23 protein-coding genes are annotated in these 23,660 nt (G+C 59.9%); 16 read left to right on the forward strand and 7 right to left on the reverse strand.

Annotated elements, in window-relative coordinates; all coding sequences use genetic code 11:
* Window positions 1–3: 3 nt before the first annotated feature.
* Together HB680_RS14880 and HB680_RS14885 are read right to left on the reverse strand one after the other, a co-directional pair.
* On the reverse strand, window positions 4–474 hold the full coding sequence (locus HB680_RS14880) for an arsenate reductase ArsC (RefSeq protein ID WP_213939379.1): 471 nt from the start codon (window positions 472–474) through the stop codon (window positions 4–6).
* 20 nt (window positions 475–494) lie between these two features.
* Window positions 495–842, reverse strand: coding sequence for a metalloregulator ArsR/SmtB family transcription factor (locus HB680_RS14885; RefSeq protein ID WP_213939380.1), 348 nt, complete (start codon window positions 840–842; stop codon window positions 495–497).
* 264 nt (window positions 843–1,106) lie between these two features.
* On the opposite strand from HB680_RS14885, the gene HB680_RS14890 reads away from it, so the two are divergent.
* The gene (locus HB680_RS14890) at window positions 1,107–3,272 is read left to right on the forward strand and encodes a methyl-accepting chemotaxis protein (RefSeq protein ID WP_213939381.1); all 2,166 of its coding nucleotides are present in this window, start codon (window positions 1,107–1,109) and stop codon (window positions 3,270–3,272) included.
* A 30-nt stretch (window positions 3,273–3,302) separates the two neighbouring features.
* Here HB680_RS14890 and HB680_RS14895 read toward each other — a convergent pair whose 3' ends face one another.
* Window positions 3,303–3,500, reverse strand: a complete 198-nt coding sequence (locus tag HB680_RS14895) for a hypothetical protein (RefSeq protein WP_213939382.1) — start codon at window positions 3,498–3,500, stop codon at window positions 3,303–3,305.
* 30 nt (window positions 3,501–3,530) lie between these two features.
* Between HB680_RS14895 and HB680_RS14900 the strand changes: the two genes are divergently transcribed.
* Together HB680_RS14900 and HB680_RS14905 are read left to right on the forward strand one after the other, a co-directional pair.
* Complete coding sequence (locus HB680_RS14900; protein WP_213939383.1) at window positions 3,531–4,202, forward strand: ATPase; 672 nt, start codon at window positions 3,531–3,533, stop codon at window positions 4,200–4,202.
* Window positions 4,203–4,285: 83 nt separating this feature from the next.
* A complete protein-coding gene (locus HB680_RS14905; protein ID WP_213939384.1) occupies window positions 4,286–5,077 on the forward strand; it encodes a DeoR/GlpR family DNA-binding transcription regulator in 792 nt (263 codons plus the stop codon).
* A 7-nt stretch (window positions 5,078–5,084) separates the two neighbouring features.
* Here the strand turns inward: HB680_RS14905 and chrA are convergent, their stop codons facing one another.
* The gene (gene chrA / locus HB680_RS14910; protein ID WP_213939385.1) at window positions 5,085–6,431 is read right to left on the reverse strand and encodes a chromate efflux transporter; all 1,347 of its coding nucleotides are present in this window, start codon (window positions 6,429–6,431) and stop codon (window positions 5,085–5,087) included.
* Between the two features lie 250 nt (window positions 6,432–6,681).
* Window positions 6,682–7,533 carry a CAP domain-containing protein gene (locus HB680_RS14915; RefSeq protein ID WP_213939386.1) on the reverse strand — a complete coding sequence of 284 codons (852 nt, stop codon included), beginning with the start codon at window positions 7,531–7,533 and terminating at the stop codon, window positions 6,682–6,684.
* A 152-nt stretch (window positions 7,534–7,685) separates the two neighbouring features.
* On the opposite strand from HB680_RS14915, the gene HB680_RS14920 reads away from it, so the two are divergent.
* Complete coding sequence (locus HB680_RS14920; RefSeq protein ID WP_213939387.1) at window positions 7,686–8,309, forward strand: cell wall hydrolase; 624 nt, start codon at window positions 7,686–7,688, stop codon at window positions 8,307–8,309.
* Window positions 8,310–8,639: 330 nt separating this feature from the next.
* On the opposite strand, the gene HB680_RS14925 is transcribed toward HB680_RS14920, so the two are convergent.
* Together HB680_RS14925 and HB680_RS14930 are read right to left on the reverse strand one after the other, a co-directional pair.
* On the reverse strand, window positions 8,640–8,852 hold the full coding sequence (locus HB680_RS14925; RefSeq protein ID WP_213939388.1) for a YXWGXW repeat-containing protein: 213 nt from the start codon (window positions 8,850–8,852) through the stop codon (window positions 8,640–8,642).
* 67 nt (window positions 8,853–8,919) lie between these two features.
* Window positions 8,920–9,240 carry a YXWGXW repeat-containing protein gene (locus HB680_RS14930; RefSeq protein WP_213939389.1) on the reverse strand — a complete coding sequence of 107 codons (321 nt, stop codon included), beginning with the start codon at window positions 9,238–9,240 and terminating at the stop codon, window positions 8,920–8,922.
* Between the two features lie 960 nt (window positions 9,241–10,200).
* On the opposite strand from HB680_RS14930, the gene HB680_RS14935 reads away from it, so the two are divergent.
* The 12 genes from HB680_RS14935 (at window position 10,201) to HB680_RS14990 (ending at window position 23,618) form a co-directional block, all read left to right on the forward strand.
* Window positions 10,201–10,833 (forward strand): LysE family transporter, encoded by a 633-nt coding sequence (locus tag HB680_RS14935; protein WP_213939390.1) that lies wholly within the window; start codon window positions 10,201–10,203, stop codon window positions 10,831–10,833.
* Window positions 10,834–10,855: 22 nt separating this feature from the next.
* Window positions 10,856–12,724 carry a non-ribosomal peptide synthetase gene (locus tag HB680_RS14940; RefSeq protein ID WP_213939391.1) on the forward strand — a complete coding sequence of 623 codons (1,869 nt, stop codon included), beginning with the start codon at window positions 10,856–10,858 and terminating at the stop codon, window positions 12,722–12,724.
* Window positions 12,721–15,702: a type I polyketide synthase gene (locus tag HB680_RS14945; protein ID WP_213939392.1), complete on the forward strand. Its 2,982-nt coding sequence runs from the start codon at window positions 12,721–12,723 to the stop codon at window positions 15,700–15,702. The genes HB680_RS14940 and HB680_RS14945 overlap by 4 nt, the downstream gene beginning before the upstream one ends.
* Window positions 15,695–16,849, forward strand: coding sequence for a MupA/Atu3671 family FMN-dependent luciferase-like monooxygenase (locus HB680_RS14950; RefSeq protein WP_213939393.1), 1,155 nt, complete (start codon window positions 15,695–15,697; stop codon window positions 16,847–16,849). Before HB680_RS14945 ends, HB680_RS14950 begins: the two co-directional genes overlap by 8 nt.
* Window positions 16,846–17,373: a gamma carbonic anhydrase family protein gene (locus HB680_RS14955; protein WP_213939394.1), complete on the forward strand. Its 528-nt coding sequence runs from the start codon at window positions 16,846–16,848 to the stop codon at window positions 17,371–17,373. The genes HB680_RS14950 and HB680_RS14955 overlap by 4 nt, the downstream gene beginning before the upstream one ends.
* 31 nt (window positions 17,374–17,404) lie before the next feature.
* Window positions 17,405–18,139, forward strand: a complete 735-nt coding sequence (locus tag HB680_RS14960; RefSeq protein ID WP_213939395.1) for an alpha/beta fold hydrolase — start codon at window positions 17,405–17,407, stop codon at window positions 18,137–18,139.
* Window positions 18,117–18,929: a transporter substrate-binding domain-containing protein gene (locus tag HB680_RS14965; RefSeq protein ID WP_213939396.1), complete on the forward strand. Its 813-nt coding sequence runs from the start codon at window positions 18,117–18,119 to the stop codon at window positions 18,927–18,929. The genes HB680_RS14960 and HB680_RS14965 overlap by 23 nt, the downstream gene beginning before the upstream one ends.
* Before the next feature lie 82 nt (window positions 18,930–19,011).
* Entirely contained in the window at window positions 19,012–20,304 is a 1,293-nt protein-coding gene (locus HB680_RS14970; RefSeq protein WP_213939397.1) for a homoserine dehydrogenase, read from the forward strand.
* A gap of 45 nt (window positions 20,305–20,349) precedes the next feature.
* A complete protein-coding gene (locus HB680_RS14975) occupies window positions 20,350–21,054 on the forward strand; it encodes an FAD-binding oxidoreductase (RefSeq protein WP_213939398.1) in 705 nt (234 codons plus the stop codon).
* A gap of 118 nt (window positions 21,055–21,172) precedes the next feature.
* On the forward strand, window positions 21,173–22,105 hold the full coding sequence (locus HB680_RS14980) for a GlxA family transcriptional regulator (RefSeq protein ID WP_213939399.1): 933 nt from the start codon (window positions 21,173–21,175) through the stop codon (window positions 22,103–22,105).
* 95 nt (window positions 22,106–22,200) lie between these two features.
* Complete coding sequence (locus HB680_RS14985) at window positions 22,201–23,175, forward strand: nitrilase-related carbon-nitrogen hydrolase (RefSeq protein WP_213939400.1); 975 nt, start codon at window positions 22,201–22,203, stop codon at window positions 23,173–23,175.
* Between the two features lie 101 nt (window positions 23,176–23,276).
* Entirely contained in the window at window positions 23,277–23,618 is a 342-nt protein-coding gene (locus HB680_RS14990; protein WP_213939401.1) for a hypothetical protein, read from the forward strand.
* The last annotated feature ends 42 nt before the right edge of the window (window positions 23,619–23,660 follow it).

The following is a 23,660-nucleotide window of genomic DNA, read 5'->3' on the forward strand; positions in this document are numbered from 1 at the left end:
CGGTTACAGGGCGCTGATGCGGTCGAGTTCGCGCTTCAAGGCATCGCGATCAAGGTCGGCGAAGGGCAGGGCGAGAAAGGCCCGGCAGCGGGTTTCGATACGCGTCAGGGTCGCGTGGAAAGCGGCGGATATTGCAACTTCGTCACCCGTTACTTCCGATGGATCTTCCAGCCCCCAATGCGCCTTCAGCGCCGGGCCGAAGTACACGGGGCAGGTTTCACCGGCAGCCTTGTCGCACACGGTGATGACGATGTCCGGAGGGTTGCTCTCAAACGCGTCGTTGCCTTTGCTGCTCAAGCCATCCGTGGCGATCCCGGCCGCTTGCAACGTGGTCAGGCTGCGCGGCAACACCTGGCCCTTGGGAAAACTGCCGGCACTGACCGCCTCAAAACCTGCAGGCGCCAGGTGATTGAACAGTGCTTCTGAGAGGATGCTGCGGCAGCTGTTGGCCGTGCACATGAATAGCACTCGCATGGAAACTCCGTTGGGTCAGGTCAGCAGCACGCTGCGGAATTGAGCGGACGGTCGCTCATCTGTTTGAGGCGGGCGCTGTTTTCTTCAAGCCAGTCGGCATTGGCGTGCAGGGTGGTTTCCAGCACGGCGCGCACCCAGGCGGGTAGTTCGGGGTTAAGTCGGTAATACACCCATTGGCCCTGGCGTCGATCAAGCAGCAGGCCACAGGCACGGAGTTGGGCCAAGTGGCGTGAGATCTTGGGCTGGCTGTCATCCAGCGCACACATCAGCTCGCAGACACATAACTCGCCTTCACGAGTGATCAGCAGCGTGGCCCGGGCGCGGGTTTCGTCGCAGAGGCATTTGTAGATGGCGGGAGGGCTGAGCATGGCGAGGCCGGTCAATGTGTGGAGATTCGAATATACGGATATCCATATGTATTCGGCAAGCTGGTTTTTGTTTGAGTCAGCCCTTTTCTAGAGCGCGTGTCGCGTGATGCACTGAGTTGAAGCATGCGGTCTTGAGCGCTCAAGCAACCAAAATGCGATCCCTCCCCGAATACTCTTAGATGCGCACTAATTATTAGTGTGCTTACGACTTGGCCTGATAGTTGCTATCAGATTGCCATCCGAATGTCGCAGTTGGAGAAGCCAATGTCGCTATCAAGTACTTTCATGCAGTTGTCCTCTAGCGAGAAGCACTGGTTACCCTGGTTCGGCAAAACCGGAAAAATTGCGATGGGCTGGTCATGCGGGCTCAATCAGTCGGCTTACCCGGTGATCGAGCAAACCTTCGAAGCCATTGCTCAAACGCGTGCGCAGTTGCTTCACAACTGGACGCGCGAGCAGTGGGAACACCTGGCTGAACTGGCGGAAAATCTCAGTCGCGATTTTGCTCATATCGACAATACGTCGCTGACCGACAAGCTCAGCCAGGCGGAAGATTTTTCAGAGTTGTTTGTCGTTGGTGTCGACGGCGTTGTCATCGCTTCGACCTGGAGTGGACGCGGTAAAAACCAGTCCGGGAAAACCCGCGCCTTGGCAGAAGGATTGAAGGCGCCGTTTCTCCACGGCCCTTACAGCGATCCACTGACCCTGCAAATCGGTCCATCGACGTCACGCTTTCACGACGAAGTCACGCTGATGTTCTATCAGCCCCTGAAGATCGATGGAAAAGTCCTCGGCTGCCTCTGCGGTCGCGTGCCCAACGATGTGTTGGGCGACCTTATCCAGCGCGAGGCCGGGCACATCTATGCCGAGTCGGGTGACAACTATCTGTTCATGGCGCAGTCGCATTTTGATCCGGCCATTGCGCCGGGAACCGCATTGTCGCGTTCACGTTTCGAGGACGGTACGTTCACCCATGGCGACAATCTGAAAACCGGCGTACGCACGTCCTGGAAGACAGTGAAAATCCAGCGGCACACCGAGCTGGAACTGCGCTTCACGGACCCGGCGACCGAAGAACTGCATCCCGGCGTGCGCGAAACGATCCGCATGGGCTCCAATCTGTTCGTGACGTATCCCGGTTATTCGGACTACCGGCACATTCCGGTGGTCGGCAAGGGGGTGACGTTCCAGCTGCCAGGATCGCCTGATCGCTGGGGCATGATGTGCGAGGCCGATCTGGAGGAGGTCTACCGCCGGCGCTCGCTCAGTTATGGCTTGATGAAACCCTATCTCGCTACCATGGCAGGTCTGTTTGCCTGCAATTTCGTAATCCAGCATTACAGCGGCCTGGCACAGGGTTTGATCGATAGCATCGAGGTGCTGAGCATGGTCTGCGCCACTGTGTTGTTCAGCCAGTTGGGTCCAAAACGGCTGGCGACGAGGTTGGGCGAGATGACGGGAGTGATCAGAACCATTGCCGAGGGCGAGGGCAACCTTCGTCAGCGTCTGGACACGACGAGAATGGCCAACGATGAAACCGGTGACATGGGGCGCTGGATCAACAGTTTCATCGATCATCTGGACTCGGTGGTCGGGCAAGTGGTGAAGGCCAGTCGCAATGTCGGCACCACCAATCAGATGATGCTGGGCCGCAGTCAGGAGGCCAGCCTGACGTCCGTTGAGGTCGCGGACGCGGTGCATCGCATGATGATTATCGTTGAAGATCAACTGGGCGAGATTCAGCAAGCGTCCGCCAGCGCTGAACAGATGAAACAGGCGATGGATGAAGTCGTGACCCGTGCCCGCGAGCAATTCCTGGCCGTGCAGCAAGGCACGCAGTCCATTCGGGACGTGGTCGAGCGATCCTCTTCGAGCGTGCAGTCGCTCGACAGTCGGATGACCGAGATCGGCAAAATCACCGGCGTAATCAGCGACATCACCAACCAGACCAATCTGCTGGCACTCAACGCCGCCATCGAGGCTGCCCGCGCGGGTGAGCATGGCCGCGGATTTGCGGTGGTCGCCGACGAAGTACGCAGCCTCGCTTCGCGCACGTCCGGCGCTGCCGACGACATTCGGCAAATGGTCGAAGGCTTGAAGAGCGAAACTCAACAAGCTGTCTGCGTCATGGAGGAGGGCGTCAAGGACGTCGATAACAGCCTGCGTCTGGCCGAAGATGCCTCGTCGGAAAACGTGCAGTTGCATCAAGCGGTGGAGAGTATGTTTGCGATCATTCAGCAACTGAACACGCGAAGCCTGGACTACGGGAAGACGATCAAGAAAGTTGACCAGTCTTCCGTAGAGATGCGTCAAACGGTGGTGGTGCTGCAAAGCAGTGCCGAAACGGTGAGACTCAATGCCAACAAACTGCAAAAACTCGTAGGGCAGTTTGAAGTGAGTAGCCATAACGAACGCGTGGCGACCGCTTGACGCGGCAGCAGGGGGGCGTTGCACTTCTGGTTAGTTCAGGTAACCAGACCCAGAGGTGTGCGCAATGGGCAGGAACACCCACTGGCTTGAAAACAGCGGCACGGAGGTGGCGGTGGATATCGTCAGGCAAGCCTGAGCTATAGGCTTTCCTGACCATTCGTTCAATCGATAGTCATCATCAAAAAATGCGAGTTCTGTTTTTTTGTCATCAGAGGAGGATAGCGTCATACCGATCTCGCTTCTGAAGGAACCTGCGCGATGAGAATCTCAACTGTCCTGGCCCTTGTCGCCGTCCTCACTGGCGGTTTCGCCGCCACCGCCCCGGCCTACGCCGCTGACCCACAGGCCTGCCATTTCCTGCCGATGGGGGACAGCAGCGCCGAACTGAAGCAATCCCAATCGGTGGGTGTGCTCTACAGCGAAAACACCATCAACACCCTCGAATACCTTGAGAACTACCACACGGTCGCCGTTAACGGCAGCAAGAACGCCGCACTCGATTCGCGCATCAGCAATGCCTTTATCAAAAGCTCCGATCCAAAACTGGCGATCAACTGGCTGATGGGCTCGTTGCAGAAACAATTCGCCTCGGTGACCGTCTACGACAACCTCGACGCCCTGGTGCAAGCGCATCCGGACGTGGTGGTGATGCTCGACACCTACAGCCGCCTGGTGAGCAAGCGCAACGATCAGGTTGAAGCAAGGTTCCTCGCCAAGTTCTACGACGCGAACCTGCAATACATCGGCCAGGCTGAAGGCGCCCGTGAACAGCAAATGCCTTCGGTATGGGTTCGCGGTAAAGCGGCGCCGGAGATTGCGGCGCAGATTGACCAGCAGACCGAGCTGCAAGTGAACGCGTTGAAGCAGTTTGATGCGTCGTTGAATGCGCTGGTGAAGTCGGGTACTGCGGCACGGATGGCGACCAACTGAGGAGGAAGTTTAACGACTTCCCCGATTGTGTTTATGCGGTGCTTTGGCTAATCTCGCACAAACCCGCAAAAACAGGCATTACCATGCAAGACCATTCCATTGCCGAACTGCCTTCCCTGCGCCGACAAAAAATCCTGTTGATCCTCGAACGTGACGGCAAGGTCATGGCTTCCGAGTTGAGCCAGCATTTCGCCGTGTCCGAAGACACCATCCGCCGTGATCTCGCAGAACTGGACGGCTCTGGTCTGGTGCAGCGGGTGCACGGCGGGGCGTTGCCACGGCCGAAGGACACCGGCAAGGATTTCTTCACTCGGGTCAGCGAAACCGATGAGGTGAAATCCCATCTGGCGCAACTCGCTGCGCGGTATGTGAAGAATGGCCAGATTGTGATTTTCGATTCGGGCTCGACGACGCTGCAGATCGCCCGTTCCCTGCCTGCGAACATTGTCATCACAGCGGTCACGGCCTCGCCGATCATCGCGATCGCTTTGGCCGAGTACACAGGCATCAAGGTCATTCTGGCGGGCGGTCAGCTCAATCCGGCGACGATGTCGGCGAGCGGGCATGAAACGTTGCGCCTGCTGCAGGGGATCAAGGCTGATGTGCTGTTCACCGGGGTTTGCGCGATTCATCCCGAGGTGGGCATCAGCTCGCTGCATTTCGACGAGGTGCCGGTGAAACAGGCGATGCTCGACAGCGCCGCCCATGTGGTGGCCGTGAGCATGGCGGACAAACTGGGCGCGGTGGAGCCGTTTGTTGTGGCGCCGTGCCGGCGCATCCAGACGCTGATCACCGAGCGGCATCTGGCCTCGGGCAATGTCGAGGATTACCAGCGCCTGGGCATCGAAGTGGTGCAAGCCGACATCGCGCTTTGATCATCCTTCAGCGCACCAGATGCACCGCCAGGCCCACTAATGCGCAGCCAATCAACACCTCGATCACCCCGCGCTTGAAATGAAACAAGGCCACCGCCGCTGCAATGGCAATCAGTGCCGAAGGCCAGTCGAGATGAGCGCTAAAGCCGTTGGGCCAGAGCACGTGGTAACCAAAGAAACACGCGAGGTTGAGAATCACCCCGACCACCGCCGCAGTGATGGCGGTGAGTGGGGCGGTGAATTTCAGTTCGTTGTGCGTCGATTCCACCAAAGGCCCGCCGGCGAGGATGAACAGAAAGGAAGGCAGGAAGGTGAACCAGGTCACCAGCGTGGCGGCGACGGCGCCGGCGAGGAAGACGTGGTCGGCGCCGAACACCTGCTGCACATAACCGCCGACAAACGCGACGAAGGCCACCACCATGATCAGCGGCCCGGGGGTGGTTTCGCCCAGCGCCAGGCCATCGATCATCTGCGTCGGCGTCAGCCAGCCGTAGTGCCCGACCGCGCCCTGATACACATACGGCAGCACGGCGTAGGCGCCGCCGAAGGTCAGCAGTGCGGCTTTGGTGAAGAACCAGCCCATCTGCGTCAGCGTGCCGTTCCAACCGAACAATAGCGTGAGCAGCCCCATGGGCAAGGCCCACAATACGGCGCCGACCAGCGCCAGGCGCAGCAGTTTCACCGCACTGAAACGCGCATGCTCGGGTGTCGGGGTGTCGTCGTCGATCAACGCCGGGCCGAAGGATTTATTCGTCGCTCGGTGGCCACCGTTGCTGAATTTCTCCGGAGCCAGACGTTCGCCGAAATAGCCGATCACGGCCGCGCCCACCACAATCAACGGAAACGGCACATTGAACGCGAAGATCGCAATGAATGACGCCGCCGCAATACCCCAAAGCCAGTTGTTCTTCAGCGCCCGCGAGCCGATGCGATGGGCGGCCTGCACCACAATCGCGGTGACCGCTGGCTTGATCCCATAAAACAACCCGGCCACCACCGGCACGTCCCCGAAGGCGATGTACACCCACGACAACCCGATCAGGATGAACAGCGACGGCAACACAAACAGCACACCGGCAATCACGCCGCCCCAGGTCCGGTGCATCAGCCAGCCGATGTAGGTCGCCAGTTGTTGCGCCTCCGGCCCGGGCAGCAGCATGCAGTAATTGAGTGCGTGCAGAAAGCGCCGCTCCGAAATCCAGCGCCGACGCTCGACCAACTCCTGGTGCATGATCGAAATCTGCCCGGCCGGACCGCCGAAACTGATGAAGCCGAGCTTGAGCCAGAACAGAAAGGCTTCGCGCAGGGGGATGGCTTGGGGTTTGGCTTGAATCTGTTCGGATGCGTCGCTCAAGAGATAAGCCTTATTCGGATCAGCGAGTGGCTAACAGTAGCGGCGGCGGGGCGGTTCGGCTAGTCGGCCGTACATAACCGGGACCCCATTGTGGGGAAGGGCTTATGGTCGTACACAAATCCTTGATTCACCACAGAACAACTGTGGGAGCGGGCTTGCTCGCGAAAGCGAAGTGTCGGGCGACATGGATGTTGAATGTGCCGACGCTTTCGCGAGCAAGCCCGCTCCCACAGGGAATGCGGCGGGGCGCTTACTGCGTGCCGAACATCGCCGTCCAGTAAATCCCCGAATCACTCTTCGGGTCCACCGCATACGCCGCGCCCAGTTCGCGGAACTGCGGATTCATCAGGTTGGCGCAGTGTCCCGGGCTGGCGAGCCAGCCGTCGACGACTTTGCGTGTGGTGTCTTGCCCGGCGGCGATGTTTTCGCCGATCTGCTGGGCGATGTAACCGCCCAGTTCCGCGCGGTCACCGGGCGTGCCGCCCGAGCGGTCCTTGTGATCGAAGTAATTGTTGTTGGCCATGTCCCGACTGTGGGCTTCGGCGGCGGCACCCAGCGTGGCGTTCCAGGCCAGCGGCGTGGTGGCGGGGAAGGGTTGACCGCCGCACTGGCGCGGTTGGGTGCGGGCGGCGTTGAGCAGTTCCAGGAGTTTTTGGCCTTCGGCCTGCGCATCGCCCAGACGTCCGCTCAACAGTGGGCGTGCGAGCACGATGCGCCACTGGCTGCCTTCACGGCTGACGCCGACGTCAATGAATTGCGGGTTCAGGACGACCTGGCAGAAGCTTTCCTGCACGGCTTTCATGGCCGACTGCGCATCACGCGGACCGGCCAGCGTGATCGCCTGCACGTTGACCATCGGATAACCCGCCCGCGCCATCGCCTGTTGCAAGTCGACGTTCTGGGTGGCGGACAACACCAGGCGTGGATCGCTCGCCAACGGCGGCAATTCCGGCGATGCCTGACCGCCGCAACGTTGCACCTGGCTGCGATAGGTGTTGATCGACTGAACCAGTTGCGTCTCGTCGGTGGCCAGGGCAGTGGTGGCGAACACCAGGCCCGACGACAACGCCGCAACACGCAAAACGGATGATAAGACGCGCATGAAAATCCCCCTTGAACGGACTGCGCCCATGATGCGCGATTTCGTCCCGTTCGGGGCAATGGCTTTTTGCAGATTGTTCGCGATTTTATGAGGTGATTTGCGGACTACAATGAAGCGAAGTCGCCCGTCGACGCCTATAGAGCCTGCCCATCATGCGCTTCCCGTGGATTGCAACCTGCCTCGCGTTCACCTTGCTCACCGGCCAGGTCATGGCGGACGACCAGGAACAAAAAAAAGCAGTGGCGGTGGACAAGGCTCAAGTCCTGGAAGAGAAAGCCGCCGATAAAGGCAGCACCGCCCCTGCGCCGAAAAAGGCCGAAACCATCACTCAATCCGAAGTCCAGGCGGTCGACCCGGCCGGCACCGCGCCGCTGGACGAAGCCATCACCTGCATGGCCCGCAGCATTTACTGGGAAGCCAAAGGCAAGGACTCCGCCGACATGGAGGCGGTGGCCAACGTGGTGATGAATCGCCTCGGGCACGAGGGCTTTCCGGATACGGTGTGCGGGATCGTCAAGCAGGGCTCGGAAAAGCATGCCTGCCAGTTTTCGTGGTGGTGTGATGGCAAGCCGGACACGGCTCAGGAAGAAGCGCCTTACGCGATCGCCAAGGAAATTGCGCGCAAGGCGTTGAACAAACAACTACCGGATCGCACCCACGGCGCAATGTATTTCCATGACCGGACGGTGAAACCGGACTGGGCGCATGAGTACATCAAGACTGCCCAGATTGGCCTGTTCACGTTCTACAAACCCCATGACGGCGACGCGAAATAGCGCGGTCAGGCGTGACCCAGTGCAATGGCAAAGGACACTACGATGACGCAGGCAATCGCCAAATTGAAATTCATGAGGAGTTCGTCCGATCTGTTTTAGGTGGTGCCATGGTGAACAGGTCGGGGGGAAATGAAAAATTCGCTTTCGTGATTTGTATGATCGAGAGAAATGATGGGTAGGCGGGCAGGGTCCGGTTTCTGCGTTGACTGTCAGGCCGCCTTCGCGAGCAAGCCCACCCCCACACTGGATCTGTGTCGTTCACAAATCCCCTGTGGGAGCGAGCTTGCTCGCGAAGAGGTCATCAGCTTCACGCAAATTTACGATCCTGCATCAATAACCTTTCCAATGCCCCGGCACCCACACCCATTCGTTGTGAGACCAACGATACTGCCCGGCCACCCAGTGATAACCCGGTGCGGGCATCACCGGGACCATTTCAACCCGCGGTGGCGGTCGGTGTGGACGTGCAGGTTCGATGACGCAGCCGGACAGGGTGATCGCCATGAGGCCGGCAATCACTGTGGTCTTGAATAGTCGAGACATTATTTGATTCCTTGATTCATACAAACCGGCGTCCGGATGGTGAGCCGGTAGATCCAGCGTTCAGGGCTCAACGCACCCAGCGCCCTTCGATCCAGTACCAGTTCGGCCCGCGCGCCTCCCAGTGCCCCGGCATCCAGCGTCCGTCGTGTCGCATCCGTTGCCAATGACCGGGCGCCCAGACATAACCGCGACCGTCCCAGCGCCAGTGGCCGTTGTCCCAGGCATAACCGGGACGCGCCATGGGCACTTGCTCCATGCGCACGGGCGGCGGCGCCTGGCGAATGATAATTTCGGGCTGAGCAAACACCGGCGTGCTCGCCAGCGCTGCCAGCGCCAGAGGGACGAGCAAGACAAGCCGCAACTTGGTCAGGGGACGCACAACGTTCATGACAACTCCTCTAGGCGTGCATCCGAAAGTGGACGCTGCTGATGAATTGGACGCCGTATCAGGAAAAGATTGGTCCCGTGGAAAATGAAATTTTTTTCAGGTTGGGCGGCGAAGGGTATTCGTGAGCACCGTAGTTAACTGATATCTGCCTGCGGCTGTCGATTCAATATTCATTCAGTTCCCGCTCTTGTTACGTATAGCGTAATGACTAACACCGGTTGTAATGACAACGTACAACTCCCGCCAAATATCCGGCGTCAATGCCAACTTAAATATCTGTCTATCAAAGCGAGAGACCTTGCCTGTGCAGGCTGGGGCTGGGTTTTGGTTTATGCGTTATTTAATTTGTTCGATCTTTATTTAATAAGTCGATATATAAGTTTGACTCCTGACACATCTGCTGATAATTTCAAAAAATGGATCCAACGTACTAAGGATAGTAATGAAACAACTAACACCAAAATAGTGCAGCGCACTGTAACTGTGCTCGCTTTCAGTGCAAGTTACCCCCCGTCCCTATTTCTCCCTCAGGCACCGGCTTTGTCGCCAGCGTGTGGGCGATCGGCTGAGTGGTAGCTATTGCCTGGGGTTGGCGAGCGACACAGGCGGAAACGATAGCGTCCTCAGTATTTCTCGAAAGTTTTTTTCGGGGGCAACTTCGCGCCTTGAAAAATTCGAACGCACGGCGAGCTGAATTGGCTGTCCAGGTCGAACTCAGGTTTCGAGCATTTCGTGTCAATACTAAGTTGTCGTTACTGGAACGCCGGTACTTAGAGAGTGCACGGATATCAACCAAGGTCATTTCTCTATGAAGGCTTGATGTATTCGTGTGCCCGGATTTTGTTTGACGACAATACCGGATAACAACTTGCTGAAATAAAGGCGGTCGTGGGCGTCATGTAACGGCCATGGGTTTGCTTTGCTTGTAACTTACTAAACACTGTTCGGGGAGAACTAAACATGACTATCAGTATCTGGATTACCTGCTTTTTGGCGTCGTGGATTTTTTCATTGTCGCCAGGCGCAGGCTCGGTGTTTTCAATGACCAACGGGCTCAATTATGGCTTCCGCCGCGGTTACTTCGGCGTCGTCGGTCTGGTGCTGGGTTTGTGGACCGTCTTCATCGCCGTGGTTATCGGGCTGGGCGCACTGATTCAGGAATCGCCACTGGCTTTCAACGTCTTGAAATGGGCCGGTGTCGCGTACCTGTTCTACCTCGGCGTATGCCAGTGGGTGTCCAAGGGTTCGCCGGTGAGCATCAACCGCGAGAACGTCCACACCACCACTCTGGGGCGCCTTGTGTCCAAAGGCTGGGCGTTGAATGTGGTCAATCCCAAAGGCTACATCTTCATGTTGGCGGTGATTCCGCAGTTCATTGATTACAAGGCGTCCTTGCCTTCGCAATACCTCTTCATTGCCTTGACGTTTGCATTCACCGACCTGGTGGTCATGGCGGGTTACACCGGGCTGGCGTCCAAAGCGCTGTCCTACCTGAAAACCGAAGCGCACATGAAGATGCTCAATAAGGTGTTCGGCTTCCTGTTTATGGTCGCGGCAGCCGTTTTGACGACCTTCCACCAAGTTGGCGTTTAACTCCTCTTTCAGGCGGCTCATCATGAAAGACCAGACACCTTCAGTCAGAACGTTCGACCCGGTTCATACGTTGGTCCAGCGTGCCTGCAAGGCGCACGCTAAACGCATCGCACTGTGCGAGGGCGATGGGCAGATCTCCTATGGCGAACTGCACAAAACCGTTCAAGCGATCAAGGCCGACATCCAGGCCAGCGCCGTGGTCGCTGGCAGTATCGTGGCCGTCATTGCACAAAGTTCTGCGCAGGCGATTACCACGGCGCTGGCCGTTTGGGCGGCCGACTGCACGCTCATGCTGATCGACGCCGGCTTGCCCGACGAGCGCCGACAGGCCATGTTGAAGGCGGTGCCAACGCGCGCCGTGATCCGGTGCCAGGCCGCTGCGGGCTCGCTGATCGAGATCGTCGAACCGTCGGCCGACGCGGGTGCCGGGGTGTTCGAGAAATCCGGCAGCGACTATGCCTACATTGCTTTCACGTCCGGCTCCACGGGCAAGCCCAAAGCGATTGTCGGTAGCCATAACGGCCTGTCGCAGTTCCTGGTCTGGCAACGCAGCGAGTTTTCGATCACGCCGGACGATCGATTCGCCCAGTTCACCAACCTGTCGTTTGATGTCTGGTTTCGCGATGTTTTCACGCCGTTGATCAGCGGGGCGACGGTCTGTATTCCCGAGCAACGACTGCTCGGTGCACAGGCGGCCATTTCGTTCATCCGTGAAAACGCGATCACGGCGGTGCACGTGGTGCCGTCCATTGCCGGCTTGTGGGTCAGTCAGCAGGCAGGCGAGCCACCCATCGAAACCCTGCGCTATTCGTTTTTTGCCGGCGAGCCGCTGGATGCCGGATTGGTGACTCAGTGGACGAACCTGTTCCCGGGTTCGCAAGTGGTCAATTTGTACGGGCCGACTGAAACCACGCTGGCCAAGCACTTCAAGCGCCTGGGTACACCGCTGGCGGCGGGTATTCAGTCTGTCGGCCATCCGATCGAAGGGGCGACGAGTTTTGTGCTGGCCGAGGACGGGACGGTTTGCGGTGTCGGCGAAACCGGAGAAATCTGTATTGCCACGCCTTACGGCTCCCACGGCTATTTCGCCGATGGTGTGCTGATCTCGCCGTTCGTGACCGGTGTCTATGCGCCGGACCCGAGCCTGGCGGTGTACCGCACGGGCGATATCGGGCGCAGCGGTCTCGACCGTGAGATCGAGATCCTTGGGCGCCAGGACGACCAGATCAAGATCAATGGCGTACGCATCGACCTGGGCGAAGTGAAGTCAGTAATGCTGGGTTTTCCAGGCGTCGCCACGGTGTTTGCCTGCGCCCGGACCACGCGCTTCACCAAGACCATCATTGCCTTTGTCGAGTCCCCGGCCTGCGCTGTCGATCAATTGTTGGGTTACCTGCGGGACAGGTTGCCTTCGGTCATGTTGCCTTCCGACGTGCATGTACTCGTTACGTTGCCGCGCCTGCCTAACGGCAAGCTTGATCGCAAGCGTTTGACGGAACTGGCCAACCAACCGATCGAGTTCACGGCCAATACCCAGCTCGATCAAAGTCGCAGCGTGATACAGCGGCTTGAACACGTCTGGCGGGAAGTGCTCGACCGCCAGCAGGTGAGTCGCACGCAGAACTTCTTCGACATGGGCGGCAACTCGCTGTCCATTGTCGTGTTGCATGAGCACTTGCAGCGCGAGTTCAACGTAAAGATCCCTCTGGTTCGGCTGTTTCAGTATTCCACCATTGATAGTCAGGTCGAACTGGTGCGCATGCACGCCGGTGAAACCACCACCTTGCGTGCCGCCCACCTGCACGATCTGCCCTCCGATCCCCGGCTTGTCCACCGCCGCAGTCTGATCGCTTCGCGCGCCCGTCGAACCAACCAAGTGAGTGTGCAATGACCACCGAATCCAACGTTGACCCGAGCGCCATCGCCATTATTGCCATGGACTGCCGGCTGCCGGGCGCCGCAACTATTGAACAATTGTGGGACGTGTTGAGCGACGGGACGTGCACCCTGTCTGACCTTGAAGACGACGACATCCTGCGCAGTGGCGTAGCTGCATCGCGCCTGCGCCATCCCAACTACGTCAAGCGTGCCGGCGTACTGCCGGATGTCGATCGTTTCGACTCGCAGTATTTCGACATGAGCGCCATTGAGGCCGATGTGCTCGATGTGCAGCAGCGCACGATGCTTGAGTCGTCGGTCACTTTGCTCAACCGTGGCAACATCGATCCTGCGCGCTTCCCTGGCCGAATCGGTGTGTTCGCCGGGTCGGCCTTCAGTTCGTACCTGTTCGGCGTACTCGAAAGAAGCGATGTGGTCGATTCGCTGGGTGAGATGATGGTTCGCCATGGCAACGACAAGGATTTTCTCGCCACCCGGATCTCCTACAAGCTGAATTTGCGCGGCCCGAGCGTCAACGTGCAAACCGCGTGTTCGACAGGGCTGGTGGCGGTTCATGCCGCTTGCCAAAGCTTGATGCTCGGCGAATGCGATACCGCGATTTCTGGCGCGGTGAACATCAAGGTGCCGCAGCACACGGGCTATCTTTACCAGCCGGACGGCGTGCTGTCGCCCGACGGCAATTGCCGTCCGTTCGATGCGCAATCCAACGGAACGCTGTTCACCAATGGTCTGGGACTGGTCCTGCTCAAGCCGCTGGGCCAGGCGATTCGCGATGGTGACGAGATTTACGCGGTCATCAAGGGCGCGGCGATCAGCAATGACGGCGCCAGCAAGGTCGGCTTCACCGCTCCCAGCGTGAAGGGCCAGGTTCAAGCGTTGGCCGAAGCCATTGAGGTGTCCGGTATCGACCCTCAGGACATTCAGTACATCGAGGCCCACGGCACCGGTACCGCGCTGGGCGACCCGATTGAAGTCGAAGCGATCAAGCAGGCTTACGGCGAGGCGGGCCTGGCCTGCGGCATCGGCTCGTTGAAAGCCAACTTCGGGCATTTCAACATTGCCGCCGGGGTCATTGGTCTGATCAAGGCTGCGCTGATTCTCAAGCACAAGACCATCCCGGCCACCCTGTTCCTGACCACGCCCAACCCGCTCCTGGAACTGGAGGACTCGCGTTTTTATGTGACGGGCCAGGCCCAGGCGCTGGACCCGCAACGGGCGCAAGTGGTGGCCGTCAGTGCTTTCGGCATGGGCGGGACCAACGGCCACGTCATTCTTGAAGGCTATCGCCAGGCTGTCGTCGAAACACCACTCACCGAGCCCGCTGACGAACCACGGATTTTTACCCTGTCGGCCAAGTCCCGCCCGGCCGTCGAACGCCTGGTCAGTGACTATCAGCAGTATTTCGACCAGACCCGCACACCCTTCGCGGATACGGCGCATACCGCCTACCACGGTCGCCCGGTCTTGCCTTGCCGGGTCGCGCTGGTTGCGCAATCCAGTCGCCACGCCGAGTCGCTGCTGGCTGCCGGCAAATTCCATCAGTACCTCAGCGGCGATTCCAGCCTGTCAGCTTTCGTGTTTTCCGGGCAAGGCACCCAGAACATCGAAATGGGCGCCGACCTCGCGGCGCAATGCCCGGCCTTCAAACTCAACCTTGAACGCATCCTCGCGGTCTTCAAGGAAGAGCATGATCTGGACCTGGCGGCCTATCTCTGGCACCTCGATAAAGCCCAGGCCATCACCTCGACGCTCATCACCCAACCATTGCTGTTTGCCGTGGAGTTGGCGATCGCCCAAACCCTCGGCGAGTTCGGGGTTGTGCCGGATTTCGTGTTTGGCCACAGCCTGGGCGAAGTCATCGCTGCAACGTTTTCGGGGGTGTTTGACCTGCACACTGCGGCCGCCCTGATCATCAAGCGTGCTCAATGCATGGATCAGTGCGAGCCGGGGGCGATGCTGGCGATCGAGCGCCTGGACGGGCTGGGGCACCTGCTCGGCGGTGTCGCCATCGCCGCCCATAACGCGCCGACCCAAAGCGTGCTCGCGGGCTCTTTCGAGCGTATCGACGAGATCGTCGTCAAGGCCGCCGCTGCGGGTGTGGCACACCAACGCTTGCGCACCTCCCACGCGTTCCATTCGCCCTTGATGCAAGAGGGTGCCACGCAGTTCATGGCGTTCATGAAAGAGGTCAAATTCGGCCAGGCGCGTATTCCGCTGATCTCCAACATCACCGGCCACTTGCTGACCGAGTACGAATACAAGAACCCGATCTACTGGGCTGACCACCTGCTCAAGACCGTGCAGTTCTCCAAGTCGATCCAGACCCTGCGGGAGCTGGGGGTGCGTACCTTCGTGGAGATCGGTCACGGCTTTGCCATGAAACACCTGATCCAGTCGAACTGGGGCGGAAAGTCGGCCGATCCGGTCCGCATCGTGCCTGCGCTGGGCGCGGTGGAAGAGGAGTATCAATCGTTCCTCTCGGTCATCGCCGCGTATTGGACCCTGACCGGAAGCCTCGAACTGACGCCTTTCGTCGAGGGCAAGCGCAACGCCGTGTTGCCGGTCTATCCCTTCGAAAAGACCCGGCACTGGATCGATCCAGTGATTGGCTTCCGCCCACGCGGGGAGGGCGCTGCTACCGCAACGGCGTGTGCGGTTGCAGCACCCGCGCCAAGTGTCGCCCGTGCCGAGCCGGCGGCGCCCAAGCCCCAGGCCACGACTGAAGCCAACCCGGTGGAAGCCATCGTCTCCGAGATCTACGCCGCTTACCTCGGAGAAGGGGTCGACCCGTCGTTGTCCTTTTTCGACCTGGGCGGTAACTCGCTGATTGCCATTCAGATGATCAACAAACTGCGCGAAACCTTCAGTCTCGACATTCCGTTGCGTGGTTTCTACGACAACAGTTCGGTGGCGGCCATGTCGCTGCAGATCGCCGAGCAGTTGCTTGAAGACGAGGTTGAACATGTCTGAAGCCGCGACGTTTTCCCCGAGACAAATGGCCGCGCTGCATGCCCGGCTCAAAGCGTTGCGCCCCGGTGAGGCGGCTGCCTCGACGGCGGTGACCGGCGCCAGGACGATCCCGGAACTGGGGGTCATCTTCTTTTCCGGGTTGAGCGCCGGCCAGAACCCCTACGAGCTGTTGCTGGAGGTGGCGAAGTTCGTTGATGAGAATGGCTTCAATGCCATCTGGACCCCGGAGCGACACTTCACCGAAGTCGGTGGCGCCTACCCGAATCCCTCGGTCCTGGCGGCAGCATTGGCCACGGTGACACGCCGTGTCCGCCTGCGCGCCGGCAGCATCAATCTGCCCTTGCACGATCCGATGCGGGTGGCGGAGGAGTGGGCCGTGGTCGACAACCTGTCGGGTGGCCGGGTGGATCTGGCGTTGGCCCCTGGGTGGCACGTGCGCGATTTCGTGCTCAAACCTGAGAATTTCGCCGCCCGGTTCGACATCCTCAATGAGTACCGGCGTGAACTGTCTTCGCTCTGGGAAGGCAATGAGAGTTCACGGGTTGATGCCAATGGTGACACTCAGCAGATCGTCACCTACCCACGGCCGGTACAAAAGCAATTGCCGCTTTGGCTCACCACATCGCAGAAGGAAGACGCCTGGCGCTTTGCCGGCGAGCACGGCTTGAATGTGCTGACGGCACTGATCAACTTTGGTCCCAAGGATCTGGAGAAGCGCATCCGGATCTACCGCGAGGCGAGGGCTGCGGCGGGGTTTGATCCGGCCAACGGCGTGGTGTCGCTGATGCTCCATACCTATCTGGACCAGACTGACGAGCAGGCCATCGAAACGGTCCGCGCACCGTTGAGCGACTACCTCAAGTCGTTCGTGGGCCAACACCAGACGGCCAACACCGATAAGGATGCGAAGGTCAATGCCATCAGCGCGGTGGGCACCGACAGCGATGATTTCGTCGACATGGTGTTCAGTCGCTACATCAACACCAGCTCCTTGATCGGCAGCCCTGAACGCGCGGCAACGATACTGAAAAACTTCAAGTCGATGGGGGTCGATGAAGTGGCCTGCCTGGTCGATTTTGGCGTGACCGGTAGCGACACCCTGGACAGTCTGCGCCTCCTTTCCTCTCTGATACGTGAGCAGCAATGACCACTTACCGCTTCAAGGGCGTGACGCCCCGGATCCATCCTGACGCCTATGTGTTCGAGGACGCCGTCATCATTGGCGACGTGCATATCGAGAAGAATGTCAGCATCTGGCCCGGGGTGACGATCCGGGGTGACAAGGCCCCTATTGTGATCAGGGAAGGCAGCAATATTCAGGAGCACGCGGTGTTGCATGCCGACCCGGGTTATCCGTTGACCATCGATAAAAATGTCACGGTCGGACACGCCGTGGTGCTGCACGGATGCACCATCGGCGAGAACTCGGTGATCGGCATCGGCGCCATCCTGCTCAACGGTTCCAGCGTACCGGCGGATTCGCTGGTGACGGCGGGCTCGATCTTGAGTGCCGGACCGCGTTTTGTCCCCGGCAGCATGATCGCCGGCTCTCCGGCCAAGCGGCTGGTGGAGTTGAGCAAGAGTGATATCCAGAACCTGAGGGACACGGCGCTGGAATATCAGGCACTGGCCAATGAATACCGGGAAGGCCTTGAACGCTTGCCGTCCTGAGGCGCCCGTGGCCCCGAGCCCTGGCCGACTGATGCGGGTCAGCGCCGCGCCCACCGGGACCGTGCTCGCCTGCATTCCGCATGCTGGCGCGGGCGTTTCGGTGTTCCGGGACTGGCCGCGTCTGCTGGGCGAGCAGGTGACACTGGCGCTCGTCCAGTTGCCCGGGCGGGAAGACCGCCTTCAGGAAGTGCTGACGCAATCCTTGGCGAGCCTGGTGGCGCAACTGGCAGGCGAACTGCTGACCCTTGCCCCGCGCCGGCTGGTTATTTTCGGGCACAGCATGGGGGCTTCGCTCGCCTGGGCGGTGGCTGGCAGGCTCTGGGATTGCCATGGCGTGCGGGCCACGCTGGTCCTCTCGGCGCAATCACCGCAACCCCGCCGTCTGGGGGATCTGCGGCCCACCGCCGACCTGCGAGGCTGGTTCGCGCGGATGGGTGAGCCTTATCCCGAAGCGCTTGATTACGTTGAAGTGCGGGCGCTGTTCTGCCAGGCCTTCGAACACGATCTGGCGTGGATGGACCGGGAGCTTGCGCAGGCGCCTGCCGGGCCTTATCCCTTTGATGTGCATGGCCTGTATGGCCGCGCCGACGGCCTGGTAGACCGGGAAGCGATGGCGCAATGGGCAACGCTGACCACCGGCTCATTCGCACTGTCCGAGATCCCTGGCGGGCATCTCTACCCCGTGAGCGCGCAGCAACAGCTTGTTGATTACCTCAAACCCATCCTTGTTAACGGGAAGCGTCATGCCGCAACAGTCTGTCCTTGAAAGAATCCGTAAAGAAGGCGTGATCCGCGTCGGCTTTCAGCGGCACACGCCGCCCTTTTCGTATTGCAGCCAAACCCCGTTCGTACCGCTGGGGTATTCGGTTGATTTGTTGCGCGAGGTCCTGGCCGGTATCGCCCGTCGACACGGCATCGAGCGTTGTGAAATCTACCCCGTGGAAGTCACCTCCTCGACACGCCTGGGCCTGCTGGAAAACGGCAGCATCGACATTGAATGCGGTTCCACCACGATCACGCCTGAACGCGAAAACACTAACCGCTTTAGCCGCCCGATTTTCTTCACCGCGCACCGGATTCTGGTGAAGGACGCGGCAATGACCGGCGCCGGCCAAGCCAAAACGCCGATGACGGTCGTCGGCATTCAAGACTCCACCAGTCACGCGGCGATCATGGCGGGACCGACGGTTGGCCACGACTATCGCTTCAGCGGCTGCGCCAACATTGCCTCGGCTTTCGAGCGTTTTTGCCAGGACGAGCAGGTCGATGCCATGGTGGCCGATGAGGTCATCCTCAAGGCCTTGATGCTCAATGCCGCGATGGCCGATGTGCAACTGCTGCCACAGCGTTTGGGCAGCGAGCCTTACGGTTTCATGATTCGCCTGGACGACGCGCCGTTCCAGGCTGAAGTGGATGCCGAGCTGGCGCGGCTTATGGCAGCGCCGGCTTTCGACACCCTCTACGCCTCCTGGTTTACCGGGTTGCTGCCCGACATGGGGTTCAATCTGGATATCCCCTTGACCGGCGACATGCGTGACCAACTGAACGCCGCGTAATAAATCCATTGCCCAACGACAACGTCCGGATGTTGTGGTTGAGTACGTGCACAAAAAAGCCTTAGAGCAGAGCGAGACATTCATGAAAATAGGTGTATTGGGATTCGGCAACGTCGCTTCGGCAACGGTCCAGAAGTTCATCTCGAATCGGGACCTGATCGCGTCCAAGACGGACGTGCATCTGCAAATCGTCAAAGTGGCGACCCGCACCGTGGCACGCGCCGAAGGGCATGTTCCCGAAGGTTGCGAGATCGTAACGGACTGCTGGGAAGTCGTGGACGATCCGGCCATTGATGTTGTTATCGAACTCATTGGCGGTACGGGTATTGCCAAGGACCTGGTGATGCGTGCGATCGCCAACAAGAAGCACATCATCACGGCGAATAAGGCGTTGCTGGCCCAGCATGGTGAGGCAATCTTCGAACTCGCCGATCAAATGGGCGTGTGTGTGCTGTTTGAGGGCGCCGTGGCGGTGTCCATCCCGATCATCAAAACCCTCAAGGAGTCGGTGGCCGCCAACCGGGTGACCTCGCTCATTGGCATTCTCAATGGCACTTCGAACTACATCCTGTCGCAGATGAGCCAGCATGGCGCGTCCTTCGACGAGGCGCTGGCCCAGGCCCAGCAAAAAGGCTACGCCGAAGCCGACCCGACCCTGGACGTGAATGGCGAAGATGCGGCGCATAAAATCACCTTGCTCAGCTCCCTGGCCTTTGGTATTCCGGTCAACTTTGCCGCGGTGGATTTTCAGGGCGTGACCGAGGTTGAAGCGGCCGATATCGCCGCAGCGGCGCGGCTGGGGTACCAGCTCAAGCTCATTGCGCGCACGCAGTTGCAAGACGACGAAGTCTGGGTGTCGGTGGCCCCGACGCTGGTGCCCGACGCGTCCATGCTGGCCCATGTCAACGGTTCCATGAACGGCATCGCGTTAGTCGGTGACCTGTTCGGCTCCGCGTTCCTCTATGGCTCCGGCGCCGGGGGCGTACAAACGGCGAGCGCGGTGCTGGCCGACCTGATCGACCTGGCCCAGGGCTCTCGCGGGGAGCATTACGTGGGTTTGCCGAACATGGGCTTCAAACGCAGCTCGATCACGGCCCGGCCGTACCTGCGTGCCGACGCCCGGCAGAGCCGTTTCTACTTCCGGATGAAGGTCGAAGACAAAGTGGGTGTGCTGGCTGAGGTCAGTTCGATTTTTGCCAGCGCCAATGTGTCGGTCAGCGCCATTGTCCAGGACGAAGGCGAGGGCGGTCCGACCGACATCATCATCACCACCCACAGCATTACAACGGGCCAGGTGCAGAAGGTGCTGCCCGCCTTGCAAGGTGCAGCGGCGGCGGGCCAGGGGATCGTCATTTACCCGGTGCTCGGCGAATAACCCTCACGCGATAAAACCACCAGAACCTTTAGAGCGAAGACTCACTTGAACGGACTCATTGCGTGCCAGATCCAGGACGTCAACCGGTTGGCCAGCGACATTCTCGGCATCACCCTGGCGCTCGAAGCCGACAGCTTTTCCTATCGTCCCGGCCAATACATCGACTTGGTACTGGCCGACGGCGCACGGCGCAGCTTCTCGATTGCCAGCGGCGCCTGCACCTCAGGCACCATTGACGTGCATGTCCGGGAAGTGTCGAGCAGTCAGTTCATCACCAGTGTGCTGGACACCCGTGGCAAACCGGGCAACCTGGCGATTGCCGGCCCTTTCGGCGAGCTCTACTACCGTGGCGCCCCGGAAGTGCCGGACGCGGCGATTATTTTGCTGGCTTCGGGCACCGGGTTCAGTTCGATCAAGGCCATCATGGAGGCCCTGCTTGAAACCGGTTCGCACCATCCGGTGTACCTCTACTGGGGCGGGCGCTGTGGTGCCGATCTTTATTTGAGAGCGTGGGTGGAGCAGGTTATGGCGGTCATGCCCGGCCTGTCGTTTGTGCCGGTACTGAGTGCGCCCGAGCCTGAGGATCAGTGGGACGGGCGCATCGGCAATGTGCATCAGGCGGTCATGGCTGACTTCCCGGACATGCGGCATTGCCATGTCTACGCGTGTGGTGCGCCGGTGGTCATTGAATCCTCACGTCGGGACTTTAATGAGCTCTGCGGTCTGCCGATGGCGCAATTCGTCGCCTAGACCACCCGTGCCAGGTCAACGGCTGGTATCCCCGCTCACCCAGGCTTAGAGTGCAACCCACGCTCAATGGCCGGAAAGTTTGCGGGGCCACCATTACCGCCTCTAAAGGACCTGCGCCATGCACAGCATCGGACTCATCGTTTACCCCGGCTTCCAAGTGTTGGGCCTGGCCATGTGCGCAACGTTCGAGATGGCCAACAGTGTCGCGGACGAGCCGGTCTACAGCATTGCGTTGCTGTCGGAGGCGGGCGGCATGGTGCAGACGTCGGCCGGGTTTGGCGTGGAGACCACGGCGTTCGACCAGCGTCCCTTCGACACCTTACTGGTGATGGGCGACAACCTGATTCGTCCGGTGTCCCCCGGCATGGTCGCGTTTCTGCGCAATGCCAGTCTGACCACTCGGCGTCTGGGCTCGATCTGTACCGGGGCCATCGCCCTGGCCGAGGCCGGATTGCTCGATGGCCGGCGCGCGACTACCCATTGGTGCCATGCGCGAGCCTTGCAACAGGCCTATCCGAAGGTCATCGTCGAAGAGGACCGCATCTTCATCAACGACGGCAATGTCTGGACCGCAGCGGGCATGAGTGCCTGTGTCGACCTGGCGCTGGCCCTGGTGGAAAAGGACCTGGGCGCCGACATCGCCCGTCGCGTCGCCCGGCAATTGGTGGTCTATCACCGCCGTGCGGGCGGCCAGTCGCAGTTTTCCGTGATGCTCGAACTTGAGCCCCGCACCGACCGCATCCAGGCCGCACTGACCTACGCCAAGCACAACCTCAAGTCCGCGCTGTCGGTCGAAGAACTGGCCAGCGCCGCCAATCTCAGCCCTCGGCAGTTCAGTCGGGTGTTCCATGCTGAAACCGGTCAATCACCGGCCAAAGCCGTGGAAAACCTGCGGGTGGAAGCGGCGCGGCTGATGATGGAAACCGGCCGGCATTCCATCGATGTGGTGGCCACCGACACCGGTTTTGGTGATCGCGAGCGCATGCGTCGAGCGTTTATCCGTGCGTTCGGGCAACCGCCGCAAGTGATCCAGCGGGCCAATCGCGGCTGATGTCCTAAAAGGTGGTGTATTCGTCATTTGAGACAAAATATGATTGCCGTAATCTTGATCTCGTTAAAGCCCAATCCCTCAATGAGATCGCCGCCATGTCCATCGTCAAAGCCGCCGCCGTGCAGATCAGCCCGGTCCTTTACAGCCGTGAAGGCACCGTCAATAAAGTCGTGCAGAAGATTCTCGAACTCGGTGAACAAGGCGTGCAGTTCGCCGTGTTCCCGGAAACCATCGTGCCGTATTACCCGTATTTTTCCTTCGTGCAGTCGCCGTTTGAAATGGGCGCCGAGCACTACAAATTGCTGGATCAGGCCGTGACGATTCCTTCCGCGACGACCGAGGCCATCGGTGCGGCGGCGAAGCAGGCCAACATGGTCGTCTCCATCGGCGTCAACGAACGTGACGGCGGCACGCTGTACAACGCGCAGTTGCTGTTCGACGCCGACGGCACCTTGATCCAGCACCGGCGCAAGATTTCCCCGACCTACCACGAACGCATGGTCTGGGGCATGGGCGACGGCTCCGGCCTGCGCGCCACCGACAGTGCCGTGGGTCGCATCGGCCAACTGGCCTGCTGGGAACATTACAACCCGCTGGCCCGTTATGCGTTGATGGCCGATGGCGAACAGATCCACGCCTCGATGTACCCCGGCTCGTTTGCCGGCCCGCTGTTCACCTCGCAAATGGAAGTCAACATTCGCCAGCACGCCCTCGAATCGGCGTGCTTCGTGGTCAACTCCACGGCTTGGTTGAGCCCGGAACAGCAGGCACAAATCATGGCCGACACCGGTTGCCCGATCGGCCCGATCTCGGGTGGTTGCTTCACCGCGATCATCAGTCCGGATGGCGTGGTGCTGGGTTCGCTGCAAGAAGGTGAGGGCGAGGTGATCGTGGATCTGGATATGTTCCTGATCGACAAACGCAAACGCATGATGGATTCGCGCGGTCACTACAGCCGTCCGGAACTGTTGAGCCTGCTGATCGACCGCACGCCGACGGCGCATGTGCATGAGCGCGGTGCGCAGCCTACATTGGCGGCAACCGAAACTCCGGAAGCAGTCAGTCTCTGATATCGACGTCCTGGGAGCCGATCAACCATCGGCTTCCAGGCGCGAAAACGTCACCGTTCGGTAATTGTCAGAACAAGGGCCTGAAGCTAGACTCGTGCCCCATGAAACGCTATCTGCGGTTTTGCCTCGTTTTCCTGATCAGCCTCGCGCTTCCCTTGAGTGGAATGGCGGGCGTCCAGGCACCCGCCGAACCCTGCCCGATGAAAACCATGGGCATGTCGATGATGGGTGACATGGGCAAGGACTGCTGCCAGGACAAGGGCATGCCATCCGATCATGGCAAGCCGTGCAAACCCGGTCAGGAGTGCAAGACCGGGGGCATGCTCCAAGTGTTCATCGCCAAACCTCCCGTCACCTTGTTCAGCCCCGTGGTAGCGACTTACTTCGTCGACATGCTGCCTGTCCAGACCCCGTCCGGGGTATGGCGACCCCCTCGCATCTGATTCCTGTTCCCCGATAAGCCCCATTCCGCCTGCGCGGGATGG

The organism is Pseudomonas sp. dw_612, from assembly GCF_018449725.1.
Classification (GTDB): Bacteria; Pseudomonadota; Gammaproteobacteria; order Pseudomonadales; family Pseudomonadaceae; genus Aquipseudomonas.